The organism is Nocardia sputi (genome assembly GCF_023501985.1).
In genome coordinates this window covers 227704-252129 of sequence record NZ_JAMFLC010000001.1, presented here as the reverse complement: position 1 = coordinate 252129, position 24426 = coordinate 227704, and the positions used below count along the sequence as shown (strand labels likewise).

The window sequence follows — 24426 nt, the reverse complement described above, 5'->3', positions numbered from 1 at the left end:
AGCGGGGGCTGCGATGAGGGCCGTGGTGGTGGCGGCGCCGGCGTCGGGGAGCGGGAAGACGACCGTTGCGACCGGGTTGGTGGGGGCGCTGCGGCGGGTGGGGCATCGGGTGGCGCCGTTCAAAGTGGGGCCGGATTACATCGATCCGGGATATCACGGGTTGGCGGCGGGGCGGCCGGGGAGAAACCTGGATCCGGTGTTGGTGGGTGCGGATCGTGTCGCCCCGCTGTACCGGCACGGCGCGCGGGGATGCGATCTGGCGGTGGTCGAGGGCGTGATGGGGCTGTTCGACGGCCGGATCGATGAGCGGTACTCCGGCCCGGTGGCCGAGGGATCGACGGCGCAAGTCGCGGGCCTGCTCGGCGCCCCGGTGGTGCTGGTGGTGGACGCGCGCGGCCACAGCCAGAGCCTGGCGGCGCTGTTGCACGGATTCGCCACCTTCGACAGCGGCGTCCGGCTGGGTGGGGTGATCTTGAACCGGGTCGGCAGCGAGCGGCACGACCAGGTGCTGCGCGCGGCCTGCGACCGGGTCGGGCTGCCGGTGCTCGGGTCGCTGCCGCGCCTGGCCGAACTGGAGGTCCCCTCCCGGCATCTGGGCCTGATTCCGGCCGTGGAACACGGTTCGGCCGCGACGGCGGCGGTGGTGGCGATGACCGACCTGGTCGCCGCGCACGTGGACCTGTCCGCCATCGCGGCACTCGCTCGCTCGTCGGTCACCGGGCCCGCGTGGGATCCCGCCACCGCCGTGCGTGGTCCGGAAGGTAGCCACGATGCATCCACCGGGCCGCTCCTCGCTGATTCGGATACGCGCGTCGCGACGCTCCTCGGCGGTGACTCGTGCGGTACCGCCGGGACGCTGCCTGGCGGTGCGTCACGGCCCGCCGACGAAAGCGTTCGTGATCCGCTCGCCGGGCGGGACGGCCCCCTGATCGCCATGGCCGGTGGCCCGGCCTTCACGTTCGGTTATGCCGAACATCGTGAGCTGCTGGTGGCGGCGGGAGCGCACGTGGCGGTGTTCGATCCGCTGCACGACGAATTGCCCACCGGCGCCGCCGGACTGGTGCTTCCGGGCGGTTTTCCCGAGGAGCACGCCGCGGAGCTGGCCGCGAACTCCGGTCTGCTGCGGGGGGTGGCCGACGCCGTCCGGCACGGCATGCCGGTGCACGCCGAATGCGCCGGACTGTTGTATCTGACCCGGTCGCTGGACGGGCACCCGATGGCCGGGGTGGTGGACGCCGACGCCGCGTTCGGGCCGCACCTGACACTCGGTTACCGGGACGCCGTCGCGTTGGCCGACTCGCCGTTGTGGCGGGCAGGGGAACGCGTTCGTGGACATGAATTCCACCGCACGCGACTGGTCTCCGAGCCGCCACGGGATCCGGCGTGGGGCTGGCGCGGTGCGACGGGAGAGCCTGCGCGGGAAGGGGCGCTGGTCCGGAATGTGCACGCGTCATATCTGCATACGCACCCGGCCGGATATCCCGAAGCGGTAGCTCGATTCGTCACCGCCGCCGCGGAATTCGCGAGTTCTCGTGCTCTCGGCTGAGTTCGTCGTCGGCATCGGGTTGCGGCCGCGCACACCGGCCGACACGATCCGTGCCGCATTGCGCGAGGCGGCGGGCGATCACCGGATCGCGTGTCTGGCCACGCTCGCTCAGCGCGGCGCCGAGCCCGGCTTGCGCGCGGTCGCCGCCGAGCTGGGGGTACCGCTGCGGTCTTATTCCGCCGCTGAACTGTCCGCGGTCGTCGTGCCCAATCCAGGAAGCCGGACGCGCTCGGCCGTGGGGACGGCGAGTGTCGCCGAAGCCGCTGCCCTGCTGGCTTCTGACGGTGGGCCGCTGGTGCTGCCCAAACGCGTTGTGCGGGGCGTGGTGCTGGCGGCGGCGCTGCACCACGGATAGATATTACGATCGACCGGGAACAACCACCGAAGTCACAGCGCGGCGGACGCCGGTGGTTCAGGGTGCGACCGAGCCCCAGTCGGCGAAGCCGGTGGGGTCGTGGCGGCCGATGCTGGCGTGTTCGAACAGGCCCCAGCCCTCCGCGTCGCCGCAGCGGGCGTGGGCGACGTGGTCGATCACGCCGAAGGGGGTGCGGGCGGCCACCGCCGGGTCGGTGAGGTCGTAGCGGCTGGAGGAGGACCAGTCCCGGCCTTTCCACTGGCCGTGCTGCCAGTCGGGATCGCCGCCGTAGCCGCAGCCCACGTGCAGCGGGACGCCGGTGCCGGTGGTGATCTCGATCTCGATGGGCTTGCCGTCGGGCGTGGTCAGCTCCAATCGCGCACCGACGGGAAGTCTTGTGCCCGGACGATAGTCGATCGAGATGCGGGGCCAGCCGAGCTGCTCGGTGCGTCCGTCGGGCCAGACCCGGGTCGCGTCGTTGAGTGTGCGCGTGCCGTCCGGCTCCTCCTGCACGATGACCACGACGGCGAAGTCCTCGAACCGCAGCGGCGCGTACAGCCACCAGAAACCGCCCGCGGGTTCGGCGGCCGCGCGTCCGGGCGGCTCGGTCTCGCCGACCGGGCGGATGCCCCACGAACGGTCTCTCGTTCCGGTCCACACCGCCCGGTCGACCGGTATGTCGTCGCTGTCCACGTGCAGTGTGCCCGCCCAGGAGCCGACCTGCGCGAACCGGGACGCGTCGATGATCGGGCGGTTGCCGGAGAGGATCAGATGCGGTTGTTCCTGAACCGCGGGAAAGGCGCCGGTCCAGGTGAGATCGAAGCCGAGATCGTCGTGGTCGCAGACCACGCGGATGCGCCGCAGCGGCTCGAGCACCTCGACGCGGTAGCCGCCGACGCGCTGGTCGAGGCTCCGGTCGCCGAGCGCGTCGGAGAACCGCACCGCCCGCAGCGCGTCACCGCGGCGGACGGCGGCGTAGGCGTCGGTCACGCCGAGGTTGGGATACACGCCGAAACCGGTGATCAGCAGGGTGCCGCCGGCACGGTCGTGGGCGTTGAAGTAGCTGCGGTCGTAGAAATTCCGATCGCTGGAGGCCACCCGCGCCAGCGAGAGCGGGGTCTGGTGGATGGGGTACTCGTCCAAAGGCACAGGCATGGTCAGTCCCATTCGTAGGTTCCGTCGAGCAGCGCTTCCAGAGCGGCCCGGTGCATGACGTAGTCGTCGCGGTCGGGAGTGTCGCTGTCCTCGCCGAAGTGGATCATCCTGCGCTTCACCCGCGCCATCACGATCGCGTGCCGCAACGCGGCGTAGACGAGGTAGAAATCGAGATCACGCACCGGGTGCCCGGTCAACCCCTCGTATCTCGACACCACGTCGTCGCGGCGGAGGAAGTCGGGGAGCCCGGGCTGTCCGAAGCGGGTGGCCAGATCCTGGAAGAACCGGTGGATGAAGATCACCCAGCCCAGGTCCAGTTCGCGCGGCGCCAGCGCGGCCATCTCCCAGTCCAGCACCGCCACGGGCTCGAATTCGCGGTAGATGATGTTGCCCGGCCGGGCGTCGCCCCAGCTGAGCACGTCCGGGCCGGGGTCCGCGGGCCAGTGCTCGTCGAGCCAGGCGAAACTCCGCTCGATCAGCGGGATCGCGAATCCGTCGTCCGCGAGCCCCCACCGGTACCACGAGCGCTGCGCGGCGACATGCCTGCGCAGCGCGTCGCCCGGCCCGCTCAGCGCGGGGAACAGCGCCGCGGGATCGGGGATGGCGTGGATCTTGGCGATCACCTCGACCGTGTTGTGGGTGAGCCGGAGACGTTCGGCGGGAGTGGCGTCGAACAGCCAGCCGACGAAGACGTACGGCGGGTTGTCCGAGGGCACGCGTCCGTCGACCCGGCGCATCACGAAGAACGGAGCGCCGAGCGGTTCGTCGTCGTTCTCCAGCCAGCAGAGGCCGGGCACCGGCACGTCGGTCGCCGCGGCCACGCCCGCCATCACCTGGTACTGCGTGGGCAGGTCGTAGGTCTGGAACACCGGAAACGATCCCGCGTCGGGCGCCATACGCGCGACGAACGACCCGCGCTCCGGCCGCCCCGCGGCGCTCCATTCGGCGTCGAACAGGATGGTCGTGCTGGACATGCCGCCGGACTGCGGACGTGACAACCCGGAGATGCGTGGCAGGTCGTCCGCGGAGACCTTCGTGTCCAGCCAGCGCGCCAAGTCGCCGGCCAGCGTGTCCAGGTCGCGTTCGCTGACGGTCAGTTGCTGTCGCTGCGCCGGGTCCGGATCGTCGGTCATGGTGTCCTCCTGACACGTGCGGCCCGGGTGCACCGTCCCGCGATGCGCCGGGATACGCGACTGTAACGCGTTCTAGTTGTCGGCGGGGCGGAACCGGTGACGAATTCCGGTGCGGCATGGGCGCCGGGCGGTGGGGCAGGCACGTAGACCGAAAGACGTACCCGGAAATCCGGGGTTTTCCCTGAGGTCATCCCATGATCGGGTCGGATACGTTCGGCTCGCGGAAAGTGTTGTCGGCGAGGGGAGCGGTGTGAGTACGGTCGGAACGGATGTCGTCGAGGGCGGCAGTGGCGAGGCTCCGGCCGGCGACCAGCGGCGGCCCTGGAGCCTGCCGGCCCGGATCGCGTTCCGCTTCGTCTTCGCCTACTTCGGGCTGTTCTGTGTGGTGTTCGCGCAGATCTTGTTCGTGTTCACCGGAATCGTGAGCAAGTGGCTGCCGGATACCGCGATCATGTGGCAGATGCGCGCGACGGGCCCGCTGGTCGGTTGGGTCGGCGAGCACGTCTTCGGTGTCGAAGCCGTCCTGCGCGAGGACTCGGGCAGCGGCGACCAAGCCGGTATCTGGGTGCTGATCTTCTGCGAACTCGTCGCGGCGGTGGTGATCACTCTCGTCTGGTCGATCCTCGATCGACGCCGCCGGGACTACACGACGCTGCGCAACTGGTTCGTCCTGTTCGTCCGGCTGTGTCTGGGCGGCCAGATGCTCTTCTACGGTATGGCCAAAGCGGTTCCGTCGCAGATGCCCGCGCCGTCGCTGACCGCGCTGGTGCAACCGTACGGGACGATGAGCCCGGCCTCGGTGCTCTGGAACCAGGTCGGCGCCGCGCCCGCGTACGAAATCCTGCTCGGCACAGCCGAAGTGCTCGGCGGCCTGCTGCTGTTCGTGCCACGCACCGCGACGGTCGGCGCGCTGCTCAGCCTGGTGAGCATGGCGCAGGTCTTCGTGCTGAACATGACCTACGACGTGCCGGTGAAGATCCTGTCGTTCCACTTGCTGCTGCTGTCGGTGCTCGTGCTGGCGCCACAAGCCGGGCGACTGGCCGACGTGCTCGTGCTGTCCCGCCCGGCCGAGCCGGCCACGCAGCCGGCGTTGTTCGCTTCCCGCCGCGCGAATCGGATCGCGGCGGTGATGCAAGTGGCCGTCGGACTGTGGGTGCTGCTGGGCACCGTGTTCATCACCTGGGAGGCATGGCGCGAAGCCGGAGACGGCGCGCCGAAGCCCGCGCTGTACGGCATCTGGACCGTCGGCGAGTTCACCAGGGACGGGCATCCGGCGCCACCGCTGCTCACCGACGACAGCCGCTGGCGCCGGGTGATCTTCGACCGCCCGGGCACGACGGTGCAGAAGATGGACGACTCGTTCGTGCCCGTCGTCGCCGAGATCGACGAGGCCGCGCACACTCTCGTGCTGTCGGCGCCGCCACAGTCGCCGGACTCGCCGCCGTCCCGCTTGGGCGCCTTCACCTTCGCCCGGCCCACGACGGACACGCTGGAGCTGACCGGAGAACTGAACGGAACGCCGGTGACGCTGTCGCTCGACCGGATGGACCTGAATTCCTTCCCGCTGCGCAGCCGCGGCTTCCACTTCGTCCAGGAATACCCGTACTTCCGCTGATCTCGGAGGTCCGCGGCCGTGAGTCCGGTACGGCGATCCCGCCGAAACCCCGTGCGCGCGCCGCACTTTTCGATACCTTCGGTCTGCATCAATTCGGACTGGAGGGACCGCCGTGACCGAAGCGATCCTCGAGCGGACCGACACCGGCACCGACGCGGAGGAGTCCGGTGCCCGGCCCTGGCGCGGCGCGACCCGAGTGGCGTTCCGCTTCGGTGTCCTGTACTTCGGGCTGTTCTGCCTGGTGTATCCATCGATCGTGCCCGAGTTCCTCGGACTGGCGCGCGAATGGCTGCCGGAGTGGGTGAACTACGGCGTCGCCCGTGCTCTGCGCCCGGTGGTCGAGTGGACCGGGGCCCAGGTGTTCGGCGCGTCCGTCACGGCGAACACGGCGTCCATCAGCGGCGACCAGGCCTACTTCTGGGTGCTGATATTCGTCGTCCTGGTGGTCGCGGTGCTCGCAACGGCGATCTGGAGCGTGCTGGACCGCGACCGCCCGCACTACCGGGCCGCGCAACCGTGGTTCCTGCTGTTCGTGCGCTTGTGCCTGGCCGGGCAGATGGTGGCCTACGGCATGGCGAAGGTCATCCCGACCCAGATGCCGCCCACACCATTGAGCCGGCTGCTCGAGCCATACGGGAATTTCAGTCCGATGGCGGTGCTCTGGAACCAGATCGGTGTGTCGCCGCAGTACGAGATCCTGCTCGGCTGCGCGGAATTGCTCGGCGGCGTTCTGCTGTTCGTGCCGCGCACCGCCTTGCTGGGAGCGATGCTGAGCCTGGTGTGCACGACACAGGTGTTCGTGCTCGACATGACCTACGACGTGCCCGCGAAGATCTTGGCGTTCCACCTGATGCTTTTGTGCCTGGTGCTGCTGGCGCCGGAGGCCGGGCGCCTGGCGAACGTGCTGGTGCTGAACCGGCCCGCCGGACCGTCGGTCATCCCGCCGCTGCTGGGCACGCGACGAGCCAACCGGATCGCGGTCGCCGCGCAGATCGCGCTCGGGGTGTGGCTGCTGTTCTCGAACGCGTACAGCGGCTGGGAGAAGTGGACCGAACAGGGTGCTGGACGGCCGGAACCTCCGTTGTACGGCATCTGGGCGGTCACCGAATTCAGTGTGGACGGCAAGCCGCTTCCGCCGCTGACCACCGACGCACTGCGCTGGCAGCGCCTGGTGTTCGACCGGGACGTCGCCACGGTGCAGCGCATGGACGGCCAACTGATCCCGGTGCTCGCCATGGTCGATCCCGAGGCGCGCACCCTGGTCATGGTCGCACCGCCGACAGCCGTGGGCGCACCACCGGAACCCCTGGGCAGCTTCGGTTTCGATCGGCCGCAACCCGAGCGGCTGACCTTGACGGGCACGCTCGCCGGGCAGCCGGTCTCGGTCGCGCTGAGCTCGGTCGCGCTCGACGACTTCCCCTTGCGCAGCCGCGGATTCCATTGGGTGCAGGAATACCCGTACTTCCGCTGACTCGCCTGGCTCGCCCGACGGCCCCCGTCACGCCTCGAGATCGTCGGCCACGCCGATGTCCTCGTACCACAGCGCGGGATGCTCGGCGATGAATCGGGTCATCAGATCGATGCAGCGCCGGTCTTCCAGAACGGTGACGGCGACGCCGTGCCCGGCCAGCCACTCGTGCCCGCCCGAGAAGGTCCGCGACTCCCCGACCACCACCGACCCGATGCCGAACTGGCGGATCAGACCGCTGCAATACCAGCACGGCGAGAGCGTGGTGACCATGACGGTGGCGCGGTAGTCACGCCGCCGTCCCGCCGCGCGGAAGGCGTCGGTCTCGGCGTGCAGGCTGGGATCGCCGGACTGCACCCGGCGGTTGCGGCCGCGCCCGAGCAGCGTTCCGCCCGCGTCGAACAGGGCGGCGCCCACCGGGATCCCGCCTTCGGCGAGTCCGCGCAGTGCCTCCTCGTAGGCGACGTCGAGCAGTCGTGCCGGTGTCACCTGTGTCATCGGTTCGCCTTTCCGATCGAGACGGCTCCACCGCAACCTACCGCCGACGGCTGCCGAATCGTTGGTTACCGCTGGTCACAGCGGTGTTCCGGGGCAGTGAGCACCGCCCGGCCAGCGGCACCCCAGCGGGCACGAGCGTGCCCGTCCGCCCGTCTCGGATCCGCCGCCCACTGCCGGCCGCCCTCGTTCCGGATCGTGCGTCGATGGTGTTCCGACGGTCCGTTCCGGTGGCCGTTCGGCCGAGGGCGTCCGACGCCGCGACGCTGATCCTCGACGTCTCGCCCGCTCGCGCGTGGAGCTCGTCGACCAGGGAAGCTGTCCACTGATCGCTCGCAGTTCGCCGAAGGGGCGCCCATCGCCGGTCGCACCAGGACCGCCGTGATCGTGGCTTGCGCTCCAGGGAACCCGCGAAGGCGGGGTGCCGGTCGATTGCCGGTGCCGAACCACCACGCCGTAGGCTCGAAACTTGTGCCGAACACGTCAGACGCAACGCAAGACCAGCCAACCGGCGACCCGAACTACCTGGTCGGGCTCGATCTGCACGGACGGCGCGTCGTCGTGGTCGGTGGCGGCACAGTGGCGCAGCGCCGACTGGGGTTGCTGATCGCCTCCGGCGCGGACGTCCACGTGGTGAGCCGTGCGGTCACGCCCGCTGTCGAGGGGATGGCGACCTCCGGGCAGATCACCGTCACCCTGCGCGAGTACGCCGACGGCGATCTCGACGGCGCCTGGTACGCGATCGCCTGCACCGACGAGCCCGAGACCAACGCGGCCGTGGTGGCCGAGGCTACCCGGCGGCGGATCTTCTGCGTGCGCGCCGACAACGCGCGGCTGGGCACCGCGGTCACCCCGGCCACCGCGCGCTACGACGGACTGACCCTCGGTGTGCTGGCCAGCGGGGAGCACCGGCGCTCGGCGGCCGTGCGCAACGCCTTGCTGGAGGCCCTGCAATCGGGTGTGGTGAGCGATGACTCGACACCGATCGCGCCCGGCGTCGCCCTGGTGGGCGGCGGCCCCGGCGATCCCGATCTGATCACCGTGCGCGGGCGGCGGCTGCTGGCCAGGGCGGACCTGGTGGTCGCCGACCGGCTCGCGCCGCCGGAACTGCTCGCCGAACTCGGGCCCGAGGTCGAGGTGGTCGACGCCGCGAAGATCCCGTACGGACGGGCGATGGCGCAGGAGGCGATCAACAACGCGCTGGTCGAAGGCGCGAAGGCGGGCAAATTCGTGGTGCGGCTCAAGGGCGGCGACCCGTATGTGTTCGGGCGCGGCTACGAGGAAGTGGAGGCCTGCGTCGCCGCCGGGGTGCCGGTCACGGTGGTGCCGGGCGTCACCAGTCCCATTTCGGTACCCGCCGCGGCGGGCATCCCGGTGACGCACCGGGGCGTCACCCACGAGTTCGTCGTGGTGAGCGGGCACGTCGCGCCCGACCATCCGGATTCGCTGGTGGACTGGCCCGCGCTCGGTCGTCTGCGCGGCACCCTGGTGCTGATGATGGCGGTCGAACGGATCGAACAGTTCGCCACGGCACTACTGGACGGCGGACGCCCCGCGGGCACACCCGCCACGGTCATCCAGGAAGGAACGCTGCGCACCCAGCGCGTGCTGCGCGCCGATCTCGGCACGGTGGCCGCCCGGGTACGTGAGGAAGGCATCCGTCCGCCCGCGATCGTGGTCATCGGCCCGACCGCCGGATTCTCCGCCGACACCCTCGCCCCGCAAGTCGATTCCGCGGCGGGATAAGGCTCACCCCCGTTCACGGAGTGAGCCCGATCTCCCGACGCTCTCATGCCTGGGCGCGACCGGTGGCCGCGAGCGCCCCGCCCAGGCCGGTCAGCGCGATCCCGGCAGTGGTATCGAGCGCCATACGTGGCCCGCGGCGACGCAACACTCGACGGAAACGAGCGGCGGTCAGGACGAACAGCAGCCACCAGAGGCACCCGATCGCGATGTCGACAGCGCCCAGCAGCAGGATCTGGGGTGCCGCCGCGGACGCGGGGGACACGAACTGCGGCAAGACCGCGACGAAGAACAGCGCGGCTTTCGCATTCAACACGTTGGCGGTGAATGCCTGCGCCCATATCCGCGCCGGCGCGGAATCCGCCGACGGCGATGAGGTCGTCGAAGAACTGTCGCCGAGGTCGTGGCAGCGCCACCCGTGATAGGCGTCGCGCAACGCCTGAAAACCCAGGAAGACCAGGTATGCGGCGCCGGCGAGTTTGACGATGGTGAACACCTCGGCGCTGGTCGACAAGATCGCTGACACACCGAGCGCGGCAGCGGTCATGTGCACGATCAACCCGGTCTGCACACCGACCGCCGCGCTGATGCCCGCGGTGGGTGACCGGGTGGCATGACGCAGCACCACAAACCAGTCCGGGCCTGGAATCACATAAGCCAGTAGCGCTGCGACCACGAAGCCCCACAGCAAGTGAGTAGCCACGCGCACCCTCCATTCTGTGTCCGGTCTCGCTTCGCCGAGTCTCGTAACCCGTTGACGGAAGCGAGCATTGGGCGAACCTGTTTCCGATAGGGTTCGATTGTGGCGAAAAAACGAATCAACGCACCCATTCTGCTGGCAGCGTCCGCCGCGCTTGTGGCGTTCGGCCCGGTCCTCGCGCCGGCGAGCGCGCAAACACAGCTGCAGGCTCCCGAGGTCGGCTTCGCTGGCACCGCGCCGGGAGTCGTGACCGCGACCGTGCATAACCCCAACGGCACCGGCCGGTGCTGGGCCGAAGCCGGTGTCGGCCCCGAGAACAATCACCGCTTCTTCGGCAACGGCGGCCCGGAGTCGATGGCAGGTCCCGGCCAGACCGTGACCGCGACCCTGGAAGGCCTCGAATCGGGCACGACCATCACCGCCCGGGGCGGCTGTTTCGATGACACCCCCACCGGCGGGATGCCGTTCAGCGAGCTGGTGACGGTCACCGTCCCCTGATATGCACGCCGAGGCGACCGACACTGTCGCGGCACGGTTCGCCGGGCCGATACCGCGCGCGATGCGCGTCGACGGCGGCTCGCCGGATCGGCGAGAGCGCCGCTGGTCGCGGCTCCGGCCGGATCAGTGGGTGGGCGAAGGTGGTCGCGGCATCAATTACAGTGACTCACTGTGCTTCGGAACCCCGCTGCGACGATGCAGTATCCAGTGACGCAGCGGGCCTTCGGGCTCGCCATCCTAGTGCTGAGCGGATTGCAGCTCATGGTCGTGCTGGACGGCACGGTGGTGATCTTCGCGTTGCCGCGGCTGCAAGAGGAGATGGGGCTGTCCAGCGCGGGTAGCGCCTGGACGGTGACGTCCTACGGGCTCACCTTCGCGGGTTTGATGCTGCTCGGCGGCAGGCTCGGCGATGCTTTCGGCCGCAAGCGCATGCTGGTCGTGGGCGTGGCGCTATTCACCCTGGCCTCGCTGCTGTGCGGGCTCGCGCAGAACCAGGCCATGCTGCTCGCGGCGCGGGCCTTGCAGGGCGCGGGCGCGGCGATCGCGGCGCCGACCGCGTTCGCGCTCGTGGCGACGACCTTCGCGCCGGGCAAGGCGCGCAACCAGGCGATCGCGATCGTCGGCTCCATGGTCGGCATCGGTTCGGTCGGCGGGCTCGTGGTCGGCGGCGCGCTGACCCAGTTGTCCTGGCGGTGGATTTTCCTGATCAACGTCCCGATCGGTGCGCTGATCATCCTGGGCGCGGCCTACAAACTCGCCGACACCGAACACCACCGCTCGGCTCTCGACATCCCCGGCGCGTTCCTCGGCACCATCGCCTGCGCGTCCATCGTGTTCGGCGCCACCGAGGGACCGGAGATCGGGTGGGGACACCCGGCGATCATCGGTTCGCTGATCGCGGGTGTCGTGCTGCTGATCGTTTTCGTGGCGCTGGAACGGCGGGTGGACGACCCGCTGTTGCCTTGGTCGCTGTTCGACAGCCGCGACCGCATCGCCACCTTCCTGCTGATCTTCCTGGCCGGCGGCGTGCTCGGCGCGATGACCTTCTTCGTCGCCCAGTTCATGCAGAACGTCATCGGATACGGCCCGCTCAAGGCGGGCGTCGCGGCGATCCCGTTCACCGTCGGCATCGGCGTCGGCGGCGCGGTCGCCTCCAAGGCGGCGCTGTACATCGCGCCGCGCTGGCTGCTCGCGGGCGCGGCCGTGGTGCTCGGCGTCGGATTGCTGTTCGGCTCGACCCTCGACGGCGAGGTGCTGTACTTCGCGACGCTGCTGCCCCTGCTGGTGGTCATCGGCTTCGGCGTCGGCGTCGCCATGGTGCTCTCCCCGCTGTGCGTGCTGGTCGGCGTGCCCCCGGCCAATATCGGTCCGCTGGCCGCGGTCGGGCAGATGTTCATGAACCTGGCCACGCCGGTGGCCATCGGCCTGCTCACCCCGATCGCCGCCTCCCGCACGCTGTCGCTGGGCGGCCGCACCGAAAAGGTGACCGGGATGACGCCCGCCGAGATCTCCGCGCTGGGCGACGGTTACACGCTGGTGCTGTTCGTCTGCGCCCTCATCGCGTTCGCGACCGGATTGGTCGCTCTGACGCTGCGGTTCACCCCGCAGCAGCTGGCGATGGCCCAGCACGCTCAGGAGGAAGCGCAGCAAGTCTGAGTCAGAACCTTCCCGCCACTCGCCTCGGCGTCACGCGCACGATGACGCGCGGTCCGTCGGCGGAGGAGGCCGGATTGAAGTCGGCGTACTTGCGTCCGGTGTACTTCACCGACAGTTCGTCGGGCAGCGTCTTGTCCGGGTCGGGGGTGATCGTCGCGGTGCCCCGGATCTCCGCGTAGACGTACGGGTTGTCCGGCGGGTTGATCAGCACGGTGATCCGTGGGTCGCGGGCGAGGTTCTTGCCCTGCTGTCGATCGGTGGTGGTGGAGAAGAGCAGATCGTCGCCGTCGCGCTTCAGCCAGATCACGGTCAGGTGCGGCTGGCCGTTCGGGCCGTTCGTGGCCGCGGTGGCGAACACTCGCTCTTCGTCCAGGTACTTCTTCAGGTCATCGGAAAGCACTGCGGTACTGGTCACGTTCGGGGCGAACAATACAGTGCCGCATTGCATTCCCCGCCGCGGAAACGTCGAGTCACCGTCTGCTCGTTTCCGCGGGAACCCGAGGTAGCGGCGAGCCGGTCAAGTGATGATCACCATTTCGGTGGGCGAGGCGATCTCGGCGCGCAAACCGGCCTTGGCGGCCACCCGCGCGACGCCGCGGATGTCGGCCGGTTCGGCCCTGGTGAGCACCAGGGCGCGCGCGAGCAGGCCCTTGTGGTGCTTGTTGAAATGACTCACCACCGTGCGTGACCCGTCCGGATGCTCGGTGAGCACGTTCGCGGTGATCGCGCCGGGCACCCGGCCCAGTTGCTGATAGGTCCCCGAGCGCAGGTCGACGACGAGTTCGCCCGCGGCTTCGGCGAGCAGCGCGGCGGCCAGCTCGTCGCGCCAGACGGCCGAAAGGGACGGCAGCCCGGGCAGCTTGGAGCCGCCGGACAGCCGGTAGGCGGGGATCGGGTCACCCGCGCGGACCGCGCCGAACAGGGCGGAGCCGATGCCGAGCCGGGCATAGGCCTTCGCTCGTTGACTTTTGGTGAACGAGCGTGCGTCGAGCGCGTCGTAGAGGACGCCGGTATAGCGCTCCAACGCCGGCCGGGTCGGTGCGGTGCGCAGTGCGGCGTTGCGAGCGATCTCGCCGTCGGCGGCCTTGCCGAGCCCCAGGGCGGTCCGTGAGCCTTCCGGATCGGCCGCCAACCGCACCACTTCATCGATCAGTCTCGCGCGCACCGCCGTGAGCTGCGGCATCGCCAGCGAGTCCAGTGCGAGCGGCGCCCCGGCTCCGCCGTCGGACTTGGTTTCGGAAGGAGGCAGCAGCACCAGCACGAACGAATACGGTAATGCGCTGCGACCAGCGTCCGGCCAGCGACTACCCTGTGCTTCCGTGATCACCCGCCTCTCCCGCCTGTTCCTGCGAACCCTCCGTGACGATCCCGCCGACGCGGAGGTGGCCAGCCACAAACTCTTGGTCCGTGCCGGCTACGTGCGCCGCGTCGCCCCGGGTGTCTACTCGTGGCTGCCGCTGGGGTTGCGCGTGCTGCGCAAGGTCGAGGACGTGGTACGCGAGGAGATGGACGCGATCGGCGCTCAGGAGATCTCACTACCGGCGCTGCTGCCGCGCGAACCCTACGAGACGACCAACCGGTGGACCGAGTACGGCGACGGTCTGTTCCGGCTGCGCGACCGCAAGGGCGCGGACTACCTGCTCGGCCCGACCCACGAGGAACTCTTCGCGCTCACCGTGAAGGGCGAGTACAGCTCCTACAAAGACCTTCCGGTCACGCTGTACCAGATCCAGACCAAATACCGCGACGAGGAGCGTCCGCGCGCGGGCATCCTGCGCGGGCGGGAGTTCGTGATGAAGGACTCCTACTCCTTCGACCTGGACGAGGACGGGCTGAAGGCCAGCTACGCCGCGCACCGGCAGGCCTACCAGCGCATCTTCGACCGGCTGCGGGTCGAGTACGTCATCGTGGCGGCCACCTCGGGCGCGATGGGCGGCAGCGCGTCGGAGGAATTCCTCGCCGACAGCCCCGTCGGCGAGGACACCTACGTGCGCTGCCCGGAATCGGGCTACGCGGCCAATGTGGAGGCGGTGGTCACGCCCGCTCCCGAGCCGTTGCCGATCGAAGGGCAGCCCGAGGCCGTCGTGCACGACACCCCTGACACCCCGACCATCGCGACACTGGTCGACTGGGCCAACGCCGCCGGGATCGCCGAGCGCTACGGTCGGCCCGTCACCGCGGCCGACACCCTGAAGAACGTCATGGTCAAGTTGCGCCATCCCGACGGCAAGACCGAGATCATCGGCATCGGCGTCCCCGGTGACCGCGAGGTGGACGACAAGCGCCTCGGCGCCTCGGTCGAACCGGCCGAAGTGGAGCTGCTCACCGAAGTGGACTTCGCCGAGAATCCGTTCCTCGTCAAGGGTTACATCGGCCCGAAGGCATTGCAGGCCAACGGTGTTCGCTACTTGGTCGATCCTCGCGTCGGCACCGGCACCAGCTGGATCACCGGCGCCGACGAACCGGGCAAGCACGTCGTCGGCTTGGTCGCGGGCCGCGACTTCACCCCCGACGGCACCATCGAGGCGGCCGAGGTCCGCGACGGTGATCCCTCGCCCGACGGGCGCGGCACGCTGGTGGCGGCCCGAGGCATCGAGATCGGCCACATCTTCCAGCTCGGCAACAAGTACACCGACGCGTTCGAGGTGGACGTGCTCGGTGAGAACGGCAAGCCGGTCCGGCTGACCATGGGTTCCTACGGCATCGGCGTCTCGCGGATGGTCGCGGTGATCGCCGAGCAGCAGCACGACGACAAGGGGCTGCGCTGGCCCGCGTCGGTAGCGCCCTACGACGTGCATGTCGTCATCGCGAACAAGGACGAGGCGGCCCGCGCGGGCGCCGAAGAGGTGGTCTCGGGGCTGCACGCCCAGGGCCTGGACGTGCTCTTCGACGATCGCACCGCTTCGCCCGGCGTGAAGTTCAAAGACGCCGAGCTGCTGGGCATGCCGTTGGTGCTGGTGATCGGCCGCGGCTGGGCCGAGGGCAAGGTGGAACTGCGTGACCGCTTCACCGGCGAGACCGAGGAAGTCCCTGCCGCGTCGGCGGTGGACGCGGTGGTGGCCGCAGTCCGGGGCTGAGGTGTCTGCGAACGGCTCTCGGCCGATCCCGCTGGGAGCCGTTCCGTAGGGCGGCCATCGGGTCTGCGCAAACCCGTGGAGCCGGATGCGCCACCTACGCCACCTACGCCACCGTAACTGGAATTTGCTGGTCACGGATCCACAGACGCTGTCCACGCTGCCGTTACCCGCTGGTAAGTTAACCGGCATGACAAACACCGACGCGCGGCTGTTCAATCCCGCCACCTATGACCCGCAGCAGTTCGACGCCGAGACGCGGCGCCTGTTGCGCGCCACCATCGAGTGGTTCGAGGGCCGGGGCAAACAGCGTCTGCTCGCCGACGACGCGAACGCGGTGTGGACGGCGGACTTCCTCGACTTCGTGAAGAAGGAGAAGCTGTTCGCCACCTTCCTGACTCCCGCGGCCTACGCCGACGGCGACCCGAACCGCCGCTGGGACGCCGCGCGCAACGCGGCGCTGTCGGAGATCTTCGGCTTCTACGGCCTGGCGTACTGGTACGCCGAGCAGGTGACCATCCTCGGCCTCGGCCCGATCTGGCAGAGCGACAACGAGGCGGCCAAGAAGCGCGCGGCAGCCGATCTGTCCGACGGCGAGGTGATGGCATTCGGCCTGTCCGAGCAAACCCACGGCGCCGACATCTACAACACCGACCTGGTGCTCACTCCGACCGAACCAGGCAGCGCGGACGCCCAGGCCGGAATCCTGTTCCGCGCCAACGGTGAGAAGTACTACATCGGCAACGGCAACGTCGCCAGCATGGTGTCGGTGTTCTCCCGACGCGCCGACCTCGAGGGCGCCGACGCGTACGTCTGGTTCGCCGCCGACTCCCGGCACGAGAACTATCGCCTGCTCGGCAACGTGGTGCACCAGCAGATGTACGTCAGCACCTTCCGCCTGGAGAACTACCCGGTGCGCGCCGAGGACATCCTGCACACCGGGCCCGAGGCCTTCTCCGCGGCGCTGAACACCGTGAACGTGGGCAAGTTCAATCTCTGCCACGGCGGCATCGGCATGGTCGAGCACTCGTTCTACGAGGCGATCACGCACGCGAACAATCGGATTCTCTACGGCAACCCGGTCACCGACTTCCCGCACGTGCGTGGCAACTTCGTCGACGCCTACGCGCGCATCGTCGCGATGAAGCTGTTCAGCGACCGCGCGATCGACTACTTCCGCAGCGCGAGCCTCGAGGACCGCCGGTACCTGCTGTTCAACCCGATGACGAAGTCCAAGGTGACCTCCGAAGCCGAGACGGTCATGACGTTGCTGCTGGATGTGCTGGCCGCCAAGGGCTTCGAGAAGAACACCTACTTCGCCGAGGTGCAGCGGCTGATCAACACCCTGCCCCGGCTCGAGGGCACGGTGCACGTGAACGTCGGGCAAATCCTGAAGTTCATGCCGAACTACCTGTTCGACCCGCAGGACTACCCCGAGATCGGGACCCGGCAGGATGCGGCCGACGACGCGTTCTTCTGGCGCCAGGGCCCGGCCCGCGGCGCGGGCAAGGTCCGGTTCGCCGACTGGACGCCGATCTACGACAAGCACGCCGACATCCCGAACGTGGGCCGGTTCTACGAGCAGGCGCGGGCGCTGCGCGCCCTGCTGACCACGGCGGCGCCGGACGCGAGCCAGCAGAAGGACCTGGACTTCATGCTGACCATCGGCCACCTGTTCTCCCTGGTGGTCTACGGCCAGCTGATCCTGGAGCAGGCCGCGATCACGGGCCTGGATCGTGACCTGATCGACCAGATCTTCGATTTCCAGATCCGCGATTTCAACGCCTACGCGACCGCGCTGTACGGCAAGCCGTCGGCAACTCCCGACCAGCAGGGCTGGGCGGCGTCCGCGCTGCGTCCGCCGGTCGCCGATCGTCCGCGCTTCGACCGTGTGTGGGCCGAGGTGGCCTCCTATGACGGCGCCTACGAGATGCGGCCGTAGATCGCGTACGTCCAGCCGACGGCGGTCACGGGCTGTCCCTGGGCCGCCGGCGGCTCGACAACACCCACGGCGCGTCGGATCCGGGGTGACCGCGCCGATGCCGGCGATCGGGTCCCGGTCAGGCTTTGCCGGGGAACGCGACGGTGGGCGGGTTGGCGCCGAGGATCGACTGCCACGTGGCCAGCCGGAGGGCGGCCTCGGTGAGCGCGTCGACACCGGTGCGCCGGATGGTCATGGACGCACCGCGTTCGACCACCGACCGCCAGGCGACGGCGACATCGGACTCGACCGTCACGGCCAGCCGCGCGGCCGAGATCGGATCGGTGACCGGAAACGGCACCGTATAGGCGGCGTCGGGCGGCGGCACCGTCGCGCCGCCCAGGGCGAGGACGTCGGCGGTGGTGTCGCGCCGGGCTCGATGCGCCGCGGTGTGTTCGGCGATCAGCCTGGTGCGCTCGGGCGAGGCGTAGGCGGCGATCACCCCGTAGGCGTACACCGCGCCGTACTCGGCGTTCAGCGCGTCGATCAGCGCTCGGCGCTCGGTCTCCGTCATGCCAGCAGCACCCCCGCCTGCACCGCGCAGGCCGCGCTGATCGAGGCGAGCAATCCGGCCCGGTACCCGGACAGGGCGCGGGCCAGATCGGCGGCCGCTCTCCGGGACTCGGCCAGCTGCGCGCGCAGCGCCTCGACGGTCGGCGGCGCGGTGGGCGGCACGGCGCTGCCCGAAGCCACCGCCGACGGGCCGGATCCGCCTGCTCGGGTGCGATGCGCCGGTTTCGTGCCGTCGGCGTAGACGCCGATCACGCGGTCGATCTCGGTGCGCAAGGCATCGGCGTGCGCGGTGCGCTCGGCCGCGATCGCGGTCAACGCGGCGTGCCGATCGGGCGCGATCGCGATGGCCGCGGTCGCCGCGGCGGCGTCGGCGCGGGCCGCGATCTCCTGTGCGGCAAGCGGATCCGGTTCGTGGACCACGTCGTCGCCGGTGCATCCGGCCAGGGCGCCGAGGGCGAGGACGCCGACTGTTCCGCCCCCCGCGAGGCGTAGTGCGCTGCGACGATCCAGGGCGGCGAGACGGGACTCGTGCCGGTCGGACGGCATGCCGGAGATGCGCCCGGCACGCGGCGGGGCGGGAAGGCGGATGGGCACGGCACCATCGTGCCAGATTCGCGGTGCGCCACCGGACCAGCGTCGGCCGTGGCGCACGGACTCCTCGACCGCTGGTCCTTTACACTCTCGTGGCGCGTTACGCTAGACCTTCGGTAGAGAATTCTCCCGCCGCGTCACAACTGAACCAGGAGCCGCCCCACATGCCGATGCCGACCGAGGAAAGGGTGAGCCAGCTCGTAGCTGGTCTCGTAGAACGCCGGGGATTCGACCTCGAGGGCGTCGAGATCTCGACGGCTGGCAAGCGCGAGGACACGCAGGCTCGGATTCAGGTGACCGTGGACGCCGACACTTCCGATCTGGACTCCCTGGCGAGCCTCAGCACGGAGTTGTCGGCGCTGCTGGACGACGCGGGGGATTTCGGCGAGACGCCGTACTTGCTGGAAGTCACGACTCCGGGCATCGATCGCCCCCTGACCGCCGACCGGCACTGGCGCCGGGCGCGTGGGCGGAAGGTGCGTGTCACGCTGCGCGAAGGCGCGCAGCCGCCGGAACGGTCGGCCGACTTCGAGGCTCGGGTCGGCGCGCTCACCGGTGATTCGGTGGCGCTGGTGCTCGGCGGCAAACGTGACCCACACCGGGTGACGGTCCCGCTCGCCGACATCGCCAGGGCCGTCGTACAAGTCGAGTTCTCCCGGCCCGGCGCGCGGGAACTGGAACTCGCGGGCGGCGTCGTTCCGGGGCGGCCTGTTCCGGGTCAGGAAGATGCGGTGGCGGCCGATGACGCCGCGGAACTCCGGGGAATACCGAATGCACTATCCGAATCAGTGACAGCATCCGATTCGCCGACCGAAGGGATCGTGGAATGAACATCGAAATCGAAGCCCTGCGCGCGATCGTCGCCGACAAGGGGATCTCGATCGAGACCGTGATCTCCGCGATCGAGTCGGCGCTATTGACCGCGTACCGCCACACCGAGGGCCACCAGCCCAACGCGCGCATCGACATCAACCAGAAGACCGGCGTGGTCCGGGTGATGGCGCGCGAGCTGGACGCCGACGGCAACGTGATCTCCGAGTGGGACGACACCCCGGAGGGGTTCGGCCGGATCGCGGCGACCACCGCCAGGCAGGTCGTGCTCCAGCGACTGCGCGACGCGGAGAACGAGAAGTCCTTCGGCGAGTTCTCCACCCACGAGGGCGACATCGTCGGTGGCGTGGTGCAGCGCGACGCGCGCGCCAACGCCCGCGGCACCGTGGTGGTGCGCATCGGCAGCGAGCTGCACGGCGCGGAGGGACTGATCCCGCCCGCCGAGCAGGTGCCGGGCGAGACCTACGAGCACGGCGACCGGATCAAGTGCTACGTCGTCGGGGTGTCCCGCGGGTCACGCGGACCGCAGATCACGCTGTCGCGCACCCATCCCAATCTGGTGCGGCGCCTGTTCGCGCTGGAGGTGCCGGAGATCGCCGACGGCTCGGTGGAGATCGTCGCCGTGGCGCGTGAGGCGGGGCACCGATCCAAGATCGCGGTGCGCACCACGGTGCCGGGCGTCAACGCCAAGGGCGCGTGTATCGGCCCCATGGGGCAACGCGTACGCAATGTGATGAGCGAACTGGCCGGCGAGAAGATCGACATCATCGACTACGCCGACGATCCGGCGACCTTCGTCGGTAATGCGCTCTCGCCATCGAAAGTGGTTTCGGTCACTATCGTTGACCCGGACGCCAGGGCGGCTCGCGTCGTGGTTCCCGATTTCCAGCTCTCGCTGGCGATCGGCAAGGAAGGCCAGAATGCCCGCCTGGCCGCGCGCTTGACCGGCTGGCGCATTGATATCCGCAGCGACGCCGCACCCGATATGGGCGGCGGATCCGTTCGGACGGAGGCGCATCGCAGTTGACCGGAACCCGCCCGCGGAGTGCCCGGGATGACATGTTCGTAACTTCCGCGGGGGAGGGGTTCGGCGATCCGAGTGTGGCAGCGGTAGAGTGGTCCAAGGTTCAGTCCGAGCCTTCGGCTTCAATGCCCGATCGCACCACCGAGCAGCACTCGGCGCCCCGGCGCCCAGCCGCTCCCGTGCGAACGTGTATCGGATGCCGGAAGCGCGAACTAGCCGTCGATCTGTTGCGGATCGTGGCTCGGGACCGTGAGACCGGAGACGGCTCCCACGTCATCGAGATCGTTCCCGATTCGCGGCGCAGACTGCACGGACGGGGTGCCTGGCTGCACCCCCTTTCGGCTTGTCTGCGCGCGGCAGAACGGCGCCGAGCGATCGGCAGAGCACTACGAGTGTCCGGATATCTGGATATCTCAGCCCTGGAGCATTACCTCGAGAACAGGCACGAGCACTCATGAGCACACCGTGAAGTACCAACGATGAACGTCCATCGGAGATAACCCGAGGTCGTGCGGGCCGCCGTCCCCAGAACGGTGGAGCTGCTCGACCTCTCAGTGAGGAGAGCAGTGGCAGGCAAGGCCCGCGTGCACGAGTTGGCCAAAGAACTCGGTGTCACGAGCAAGGAACTACTCGCAACGCTCAAGGAGCAGGGCGAGTTCGTGAAATCGGCGTCCTCGACGGTGGAAGCTCCCGTCGCGCGTCGGCTGCGTGAGTCGTTCGCGGCGAAATCCGCCCCGTCGAACGGCAACAAGTCGGGTGCACGCCCCGGACCGTCCGGCCGTCCGGCCGCCAAGCCCGCGGGCGGTGGCCCGCGTCCCGGTCCTCGTCCGCCGGCGCCCGCACCGGCGCCCACCGCGCAGGAGACCGCCGTTCCCGCCGCGCGCACCGGCGAATCCCCGGCCGTGAAGCCGGGCCCCGCCGCGCGTCCGGGACCGGCCCCGTCGGCCAAGCCCGCCGCGCGGGATTCGGTGACCCCGCAGGCCGCTGCGGCTTCGGGCGCGCCCGCGAGTTCCGCGCCCGCCCCGGCCGGACCGCGTCCCACGCCGGGTGGCCCGCGTCCCGGTCAGCAGCAGCGACCCAGCTCACCCGCCCAGGGTGGCCAGCGTCCGGGTGGCGCCGCTCCCGGCCCGCGTCCGGGGCCGAAGACCCCGCGTGTCGGTAACAACCCCTATTCGTCTGCGCCCGAGCGGCCCGCGCCGCGTCCGGCCCCGTCCCAGGGTGGTCCGCGTCCGGCCCCGTCCCAGGGTGGTCCGCGTCCTGGTCCGGCTCAGGGTGGTCCGCGTCCCGGTCCGGCTCAGGGTGGTCCGCGTCCCGGTCCGGCTCAAGGTGGTCCGCGTCCCGGCGGCCCGTCCCAGGGTGGTCCGCGTCCCGGCGGCCCGCGTCCGAGCCCCGGCTCGATGCCGCCGCGTCCGAACCCCGGCGCCATGCCGTCGCGTGCGGCCCGTCCGGGCGGCGCCGGAGGCCCCGGCGCAGGTCGCCCGGGTCGTCCCGGTGGCGCAGGCGCCGGTCGTCCCGGCGGTGGCGGCGGCGGTGGCGGTGGTTACCGCGGTGGCGGTGGCGCCCCCGGTGCGGGTACCGGCGCTCCCGGTGCCGGTGGCGCGGCTGGTGGTTTCCGCGGTCGTCCCGGTGGCGGTGGTGGCGGCGGCGGTCGTCCGGGTGGTCCCGGTGGCCGTGGCGGCGCGGCAGGCGCGTTCGGCCGTCCCGGTGGCGCGCCCCGTCGTGGCCGCAAGTCGAAGCGGCAGAAACGGCAAGAGTACGACTCGATGCAGGCGCCCGCCGTCGGCGGCGTGCGGCTGCCGCGCGGCAACGGCGAGATCATCCGGCTCGCCCGCGGCGCGTCGCTGTCGGACTTCGCGGAGAAGATCGACGCGAACCCGGCCGCGCTGGTGCAGGCCTTGTTCAACCTCGGTGAGATGGTCACCGCGACCCAGTCGGTGAACGACGAGACCCTCGAGCTGCTCGGCAGCGAGATGAACTACGTCGTCCACGTGGTCAGCCCCGAGGACGAGGACCGCGAGCTGCTGGAGTCGTTCGACCTCACCTACGGCGAGGACGAGGGCGGCGAGGAGGACCTCGAACAGCGTCCGCCGGTCGTGACCGTCATGGGTCACGTCGACCACGGTAAGACCCGACTGCTGGACACCATCCGCAAGGCGAACGTCCGCGAGGGCGAGGCCGGCGGCATCACCCAGCACATCGGCGCCTACCAGGTGCTCACCCACCTCGGCGACGAGGACCGGCTCATCACCTTCATCGACACCCCGGGTCACGAGGCGTTCACCGCCATGCGTGCCCGCGGCGCGAAGGCCACCGACATCGCGATCCTGGTGGTCGCCGCCGACGACGGCGTCATGCCGCAGACGGTGGAGGCGATCAACCACGCGCAGGCGGCCGACGTGCCGATCGTGGTGGCGGTCAACAAGATCGACAAGGAAGGCGCCAACCCGCAGAAGGTTCGCCAGCAGCTCACCGAGTACGGCCTGGTCGCCGAGGAATACGGCGGCGAGACCATGTTCGTGGACATCTCCGCCAGGCAGAACATCAACATCGATGCGCTGCTCGAGGCGGTCCTGCTGACCGCGGACGCGGCGCTGGACCTGCGGGCCAACCCGGACATGGACGCTCAGGGCGTGGCCATCGAGGCGCACCTCGACCGCGGCCGAGGCCCGGTGGCGACCGTGCTCATCCAGCGCGGCACCCTGCGCGTGGGCGACTCGATCGTGGCGGGAGACGCCTACGGCCGAGTGCGCCGGATGGTCGACGAGCACGGCGAGGACGTCGAGGCGGCGTTGCCGTCGCGGCCGGTCCAGGTCGTCGGCTTCACGTCGGTGCCGGGCGCGGGTGACAACCTGCTCGTCGTCGACGAGGACCGGATCGCCCGGCAGATCGCCGATCGGCGCAATGCGCGCAAGCGCAACGCGCTGGCCGCACGCAGCCGCAAGCGGATCAGCCTGGAAGATCTGGATGCCGCGCTGAAGGAAACCAGCGAGCTGAACCTGATCTTGAAGGGCGACAACTCGGGTACCGTCGAGGCCCTCGAAGAGGCGCTGCTCGGGATCCAGGTCGGCGACGAGGTGCGGCTGCGGGTCATCGACCGCGGTGTCGGTGGCGTCACCGAGACCAACGTCAACTTGGCTTCGGCGTCGAACGCGATCATCATCGGGTTCAACGTCCGCGCCGAGGGCAAGGCGACCGAGCTGGCCAACCGCGAGGGTGTCGACATCCGGTACTACTCGGTGATCTACCAGGCCATCGACGAGATCGAGAAGGCCCTCAAGGGCATGCTCAAGCCGATCTACGAAGAGGTCGAGCTGGGCCGGGCCGAGATCAGGGCGATCTTCCGTTCGTCGAAGATCGGCAATATCGCCGGTTGCATGGTCACCTCGGGGTCGGTCAAGCGCAACGCCAAGGCGCGCTTGCTCCGGGACAACGTGGTGATCGCCGAGACGATGACGATCTCGTCGCTGCGCCGGGAGAAGGACGACGTCATCGAGGTCCGCGAAGGCTTCGAATGCGGTATGACGGTCACCTACTCCGACATCAAGGAAGGCGACATCATCGAGGCCTACGAGTTGCGCGAGAAGCCGCGCGACTGAGCGACCGAGACGAACCCGGACGCCGCGCGCCGCGCGGCGTCCGGGCTGCTCGTCCCGACAGTGGAGGGTGTGGGTGTACCTGGGTGCACTGGAATTCGACCTGCTGCTCGGCGATGTGCACTCACTGAAACAGAAGCGCTCGGTGATCCGGCCGATTCTGGCCGAATTGCAGCGTTTCGGTGTGAGTGCCGCCGAAGGCGGGGAACACGATCTATACCGTCGCTCGCTGCTGGGCGTGGCCATGGTCAGTGCCGGGATGGAGCACCTCACCGAGGTGCTGGACAGATGTGAACGGCATGTCGCGGCTCGTCCGGAGTTACAGTTGCTGGCGGTGCGCCGCCGAATCTTCGGTCCCGAAGACTGACCGCGGCCCAGCGACGGCGCGGAGGACGGAGCTGTGGTGGCCACACCGGCCCATGCTCCGACCGCTATCGAACAGAGTTAGTAGTGAG

At 69.7% G+C, this 24426-nt stretch carries 22 protein-coding genes; 14 read left to right on the top strand and 8 right to left on the bottom strand.

Going from position 1 to position 24426, the window contains the following annotated elements:
• Positions 1–13 precede the first annotated feature (13 nt).
• Together M8859_RS01290 and M8859_RS01285 are read left to right on the top strand one after the other, a co-directional pair.
• Entirely contained in the window at positions 14–1546 is a 1533-nt protein-coding gene (locus tag M8859_RS01290) for a cobyrinic acid a,c-diamide synthase CobB (RefSeq protein ID WP_249643615.1), read from the top strand.
• Positions 1533–1901, top strand: a complete 369-nt coding sequence (locus M8859_RS01285; RefSeq protein WP_195070477.1) for a cobalamin biosynthesis protein — start codon at positions 1533–1535, stop codon at positions 1899–1901. Before M8859_RS01290 ends, M8859_RS01285 begins: the two co-directional genes overlap by 14 nt.
• A 57-nt stretch (positions 1902–1958) precedes the next feature.
• Here M8859_RS01285 and M8859_RS01280 read toward each other — a convergent pair whose 3' ends face one another.
• Complete coding sequence (locus M8859_RS01280) at positions 1959–3056, bottom strand: Rv3169 family protein (RefSeq protein ID WP_249643614.1); 1098 nt, start codon at positions 3054–3056, stop codon at positions 1959–1961.
• Positions 3057–3058: 2 nt separating this feature from the next.
• A complete protein-coding gene (locus tag M8859_RS01275) occupies positions 3059–4189 on the bottom strand; it encodes a phosphotransferase family protein (protein ID WP_249643613.1) in 1131 nt (376 codons plus the stop codon).
• A gap of 250 nt (positions 4190–4439) precedes the next feature.
• On the opposite strand from M8859_RS01275, the gene M8859_RS01270 reads away from it, so the two are divergent.
• Positions 4440–5804: a DoxX family protein gene (locus M8859_RS01270; RefSeq protein ID WP_249643612.1), complete on the top strand. Its 1365-nt coding sequence runs from the start codon at positions 4440–4442 to the stop codon at positions 5802–5804.
• A 112-nt stretch (positions 5805–5916) separates the two neighbouring features.
• Positions 5917–7275: a DoxX family protein gene (locus M8859_RS01265; RefSeq protein WP_249643611.1), complete on the top strand. Its 1359-nt coding sequence runs from the start codon at positions 5917–5919 to the stop codon at positions 7273–7275.
• A gap of 27 nt (positions 7276–7302) precedes the next feature.
• Here M8859_RS01265 and M8859_RS01260 read toward each other — a convergent pair whose 3' ends face one another.
• A complete protein-coding gene (locus M8859_RS01260) occupies positions 7303–7746 on the bottom strand; it encodes a nucleoside deaminase (RefSeq protein WP_159920292.1) in 444 nt (147 codons plus the stop codon).
• Positions 7747–8238: 492 nt separating this feature from the next.
• On the opposite strand from M8859_RS01260, the gene cobA reads away from it, so the two are divergent.
• Positions 8239–9513: a uroporphyrinogen-III C-methyltransferase gene (cobA, locus tag M8859_RS01255; protein ID WP_195070478.1), complete on the top strand. Its 1275-nt coding sequence runs from the start codon at positions 8239–8241 to the stop codon at positions 9511–9513.
• Positions 9514–9556: 43 nt separating this feature from the next.
• Here the strand turns inward: cobA and M8859_RS01250 are convergent, their stop codons facing one another.
• The gene (locus M8859_RS01250; RefSeq protein ID WP_159919790.1) at positions 9557–10213 is read right to left on the bottom strand and encodes a LysE family translocator; all 657 of its coding nucleotides are present in this window, start codon (positions 10211–10213) and stop codon (positions 9557–9559) included.
• Positions 10214–10312: 99 nt separating this feature from the next.
• On the opposite strand from M8859_RS01250, the gene M8859_RS01245 reads away from it, so the two are divergent.
• Positions 10313–10708, top strand: coding sequence for a hypothetical protein (locus tag M8859_RS01245; protein WP_159919787.1), 396 nt, complete (start codon positions 10313–10315; stop codon positions 10706–10708).
• Positions 10709–10903: 195 nt separating this feature from the next.
• Positions 10904–12364: an MFS transporter gene (locus M8859_RS01240; protein WP_159919785.1), complete on the top strand. Its 1461-nt coding sequence runs from the start codon at positions 10904–10906 to the stop codon at positions 12362–12364.
• Between the two features lies 1 nt (position 12365).
• On the opposite strand, the gene M8859_RS01235 is transcribed toward M8859_RS01240, so the two are convergent.
• A complete protein-coding gene (locus M8859_RS01235) occupies positions 12366–12779 on the bottom strand; it encodes a PPOX class F420-dependent oxidoreductase (protein ID WP_159919783.1) in 414 nt (137 codons plus the stop codon).
• Positions 12780–12881: 102 nt separating this feature from the next.
• Positions 12882–13625: a peroxide stress protein YaaA gene (yaaA, locus tag M8859_RS01230; protein WP_159919781.1), complete on the bottom strand. Its 744-nt coding sequence runs from the start codon at positions 13623–13625 to the stop codon at positions 12882–12884.
• A 58-nt stretch (positions 13626–13683) separates the two neighbouring features.
• On the opposite strand from yaaA, the gene M8859_RS01225 reads away from it, so the two are divergent.
• Positions 13684–15441 (top strand): proline--tRNA ligase, encoded by a 1758-nt coding sequence (locus M8859_RS01225; RefSeq protein WP_159919779.1) that lies wholly within the window; start codon positions 13684–13686, stop codon positions 15439–15441.
• A 187-nt stretch (positions 15442–15628) separates the two neighbouring features.
• The gene (locus M8859_RS01220; RefSeq protein ID WP_159919777.1) at positions 15629–17380 is read left to right on the top strand and encodes an acyl-CoA dehydrogenase family protein; all 1752 of its coding nucleotides are present in this window, start codon (positions 15629–15631) and stop codon (positions 17378–17380) included.
• 118 nt (positions 17381–17498) lie between these two features.
• Here the strand turns inward: M8859_RS01220 and M8859_RS01215 are convergent, their stop codons facing one another.
• The gene (locus tag M8859_RS01215) at positions 17499–17933 is read right to left on the bottom strand and encodes a ferritin-like domain-containing protein (protein WP_159919775.1); all 435 of its coding nucleotides are present in this window, start codon (positions 17931–17933) and stop codon (positions 17499–17501) included.
• Positions 17930–18478 (bottom strand): hypothetical protein, encoded by a 549-nt coding sequence (locus M8859_RS01210; protein ID WP_159920290.1) that lies wholly within the window; start codon positions 18476–18478, stop codon positions 17930–17932. The genes M8859_RS01215 and M8859_RS01210 overlap by 4 nt, the downstream gene beginning before the upstream one ends.
• 209 nt (positions 18479–18687) lie before the next feature.
• Here M8859_RS01210 and rimP point away from each other — a divergent pair, with 209 nt between their 5' ends.
• From rimP to M8859_RS01185, 5 genes are all read left to right on the top strand, one after another.
• Positions 18688–19353 (top strand): ribosome maturation factor RimP, encoded by a 666-nt coding sequence (rimP, locus tag M8859_RS01205; protein ID WP_249643610.1) that lies wholly within the window; start codon positions 18688–18690, stop codon positions 19351–19353.
• Positions 19350–20381, top strand: coding sequence for a transcription termination factor NusA (gene nusA, locus M8859_RS01200; RefSeq protein WP_159919771.1), 1032 nt, complete (start codon positions 19350–19352; stop codon positions 20379–20381). Before rimP ends, nusA begins: the two co-directional genes overlap by 4 nt.
• 122 nt (positions 20382–20503) lie before the next feature.
• Entirely contained in the window at positions 20504–20836 is a 333-nt protein-coding gene (locus M8859_RS01195) for a YlxR family protein (RefSeq protein WP_159919769.1), read from the top strand.
• Positions 20837–20944: 108 nt separating this feature from the next.
• On the top strand, positions 20945–23974 hold the full coding sequence (gene infB / locus M8859_RS01190; RefSeq protein ID WP_159919767.1) for a translation initiation factor IF-2: 3030 nt from the start codon (positions 20945–20947) through the stop codon (positions 23972–23974).
• Between the two features lie 73 nt (positions 23975–24047).
• Positions 24048–24338, top strand: a complete 291-nt coding sequence (locus M8859_RS01185; protein WP_043728501.1) for a DUF503 domain-containing protein — start codon at positions 24048–24050, stop codon at positions 24336–24338.
• Positions 24339–24426 lie beyond the last annotated feature (88 nt).

Coding starts and splice junctions, on each gene's coding strand:
- M8859_RS01290 (WP_249643615.1), top strand. CDS start 14: ATGAGGGCCGTGGTGGTGGCGGCGCCGGCGTCGGGGAGCGGGAAGACG.
- M8859_RS01280 (WP_249643614.1), bottom strand. CDS start 3,056: ATGCCTGTGCCTTTGGACGAGTACCCCATCCACCAGACCCCGCTCTCG.
- M8859_RS01275 (WP_249643613.1), bottom strand. CDS start 4,189: ATGACCGACGATCCGGACCCGGCGCAGCGACAGCAACTGACCGTCAGC.
- M8859_RS01240 (WP_159919785.1), top strand. CDS start 10,904: ATGCAGTATCCAGTGACGCAGCGGGCCTTCGGGCTCGCCATCCTAGTG.
- M8859_RS01220 (WP_159919777.1), top strand. CDS start 15,629: ATGACAAACACCGACGCGCGGCTGTTCAATCCCGCCACCTATGACCCG.
- M8859_RS01215 (WP_159919775.1), bottom strand. CDS start 17,933: ATGACGGAGACCGAGCGCCGAGCGCTGATCGACGCGCTGAACGCCGAG.
- M8859_RS01210 (WP_159920290.1), bottom strand. CDS start 18,478: ATGCCGTCCGACCGGCACGAGTCCCGTCTCGCCGCCCTGGATCGTCGC.
- rimP (WP_249643610.1), top strand. CDS start 18,688: ATGCCGATGCCGACCGAGGAAAGGGTGAGCCAGCTCGTAGCTGGTCTC.
- nusA (WP_159919771.1), top strand. CDS start 19,350: ATGAACATCGAAATCGAAGCCCTGCGCGCGATCGTCGCCGACAAGGGG.
- M8859_RS01195 (WP_159919769.1), top strand. CDS start 20,504: ATGCCCGATCGCACCACCGAGCAGCACTCGGCGCCCCGGCGCCCAGCC.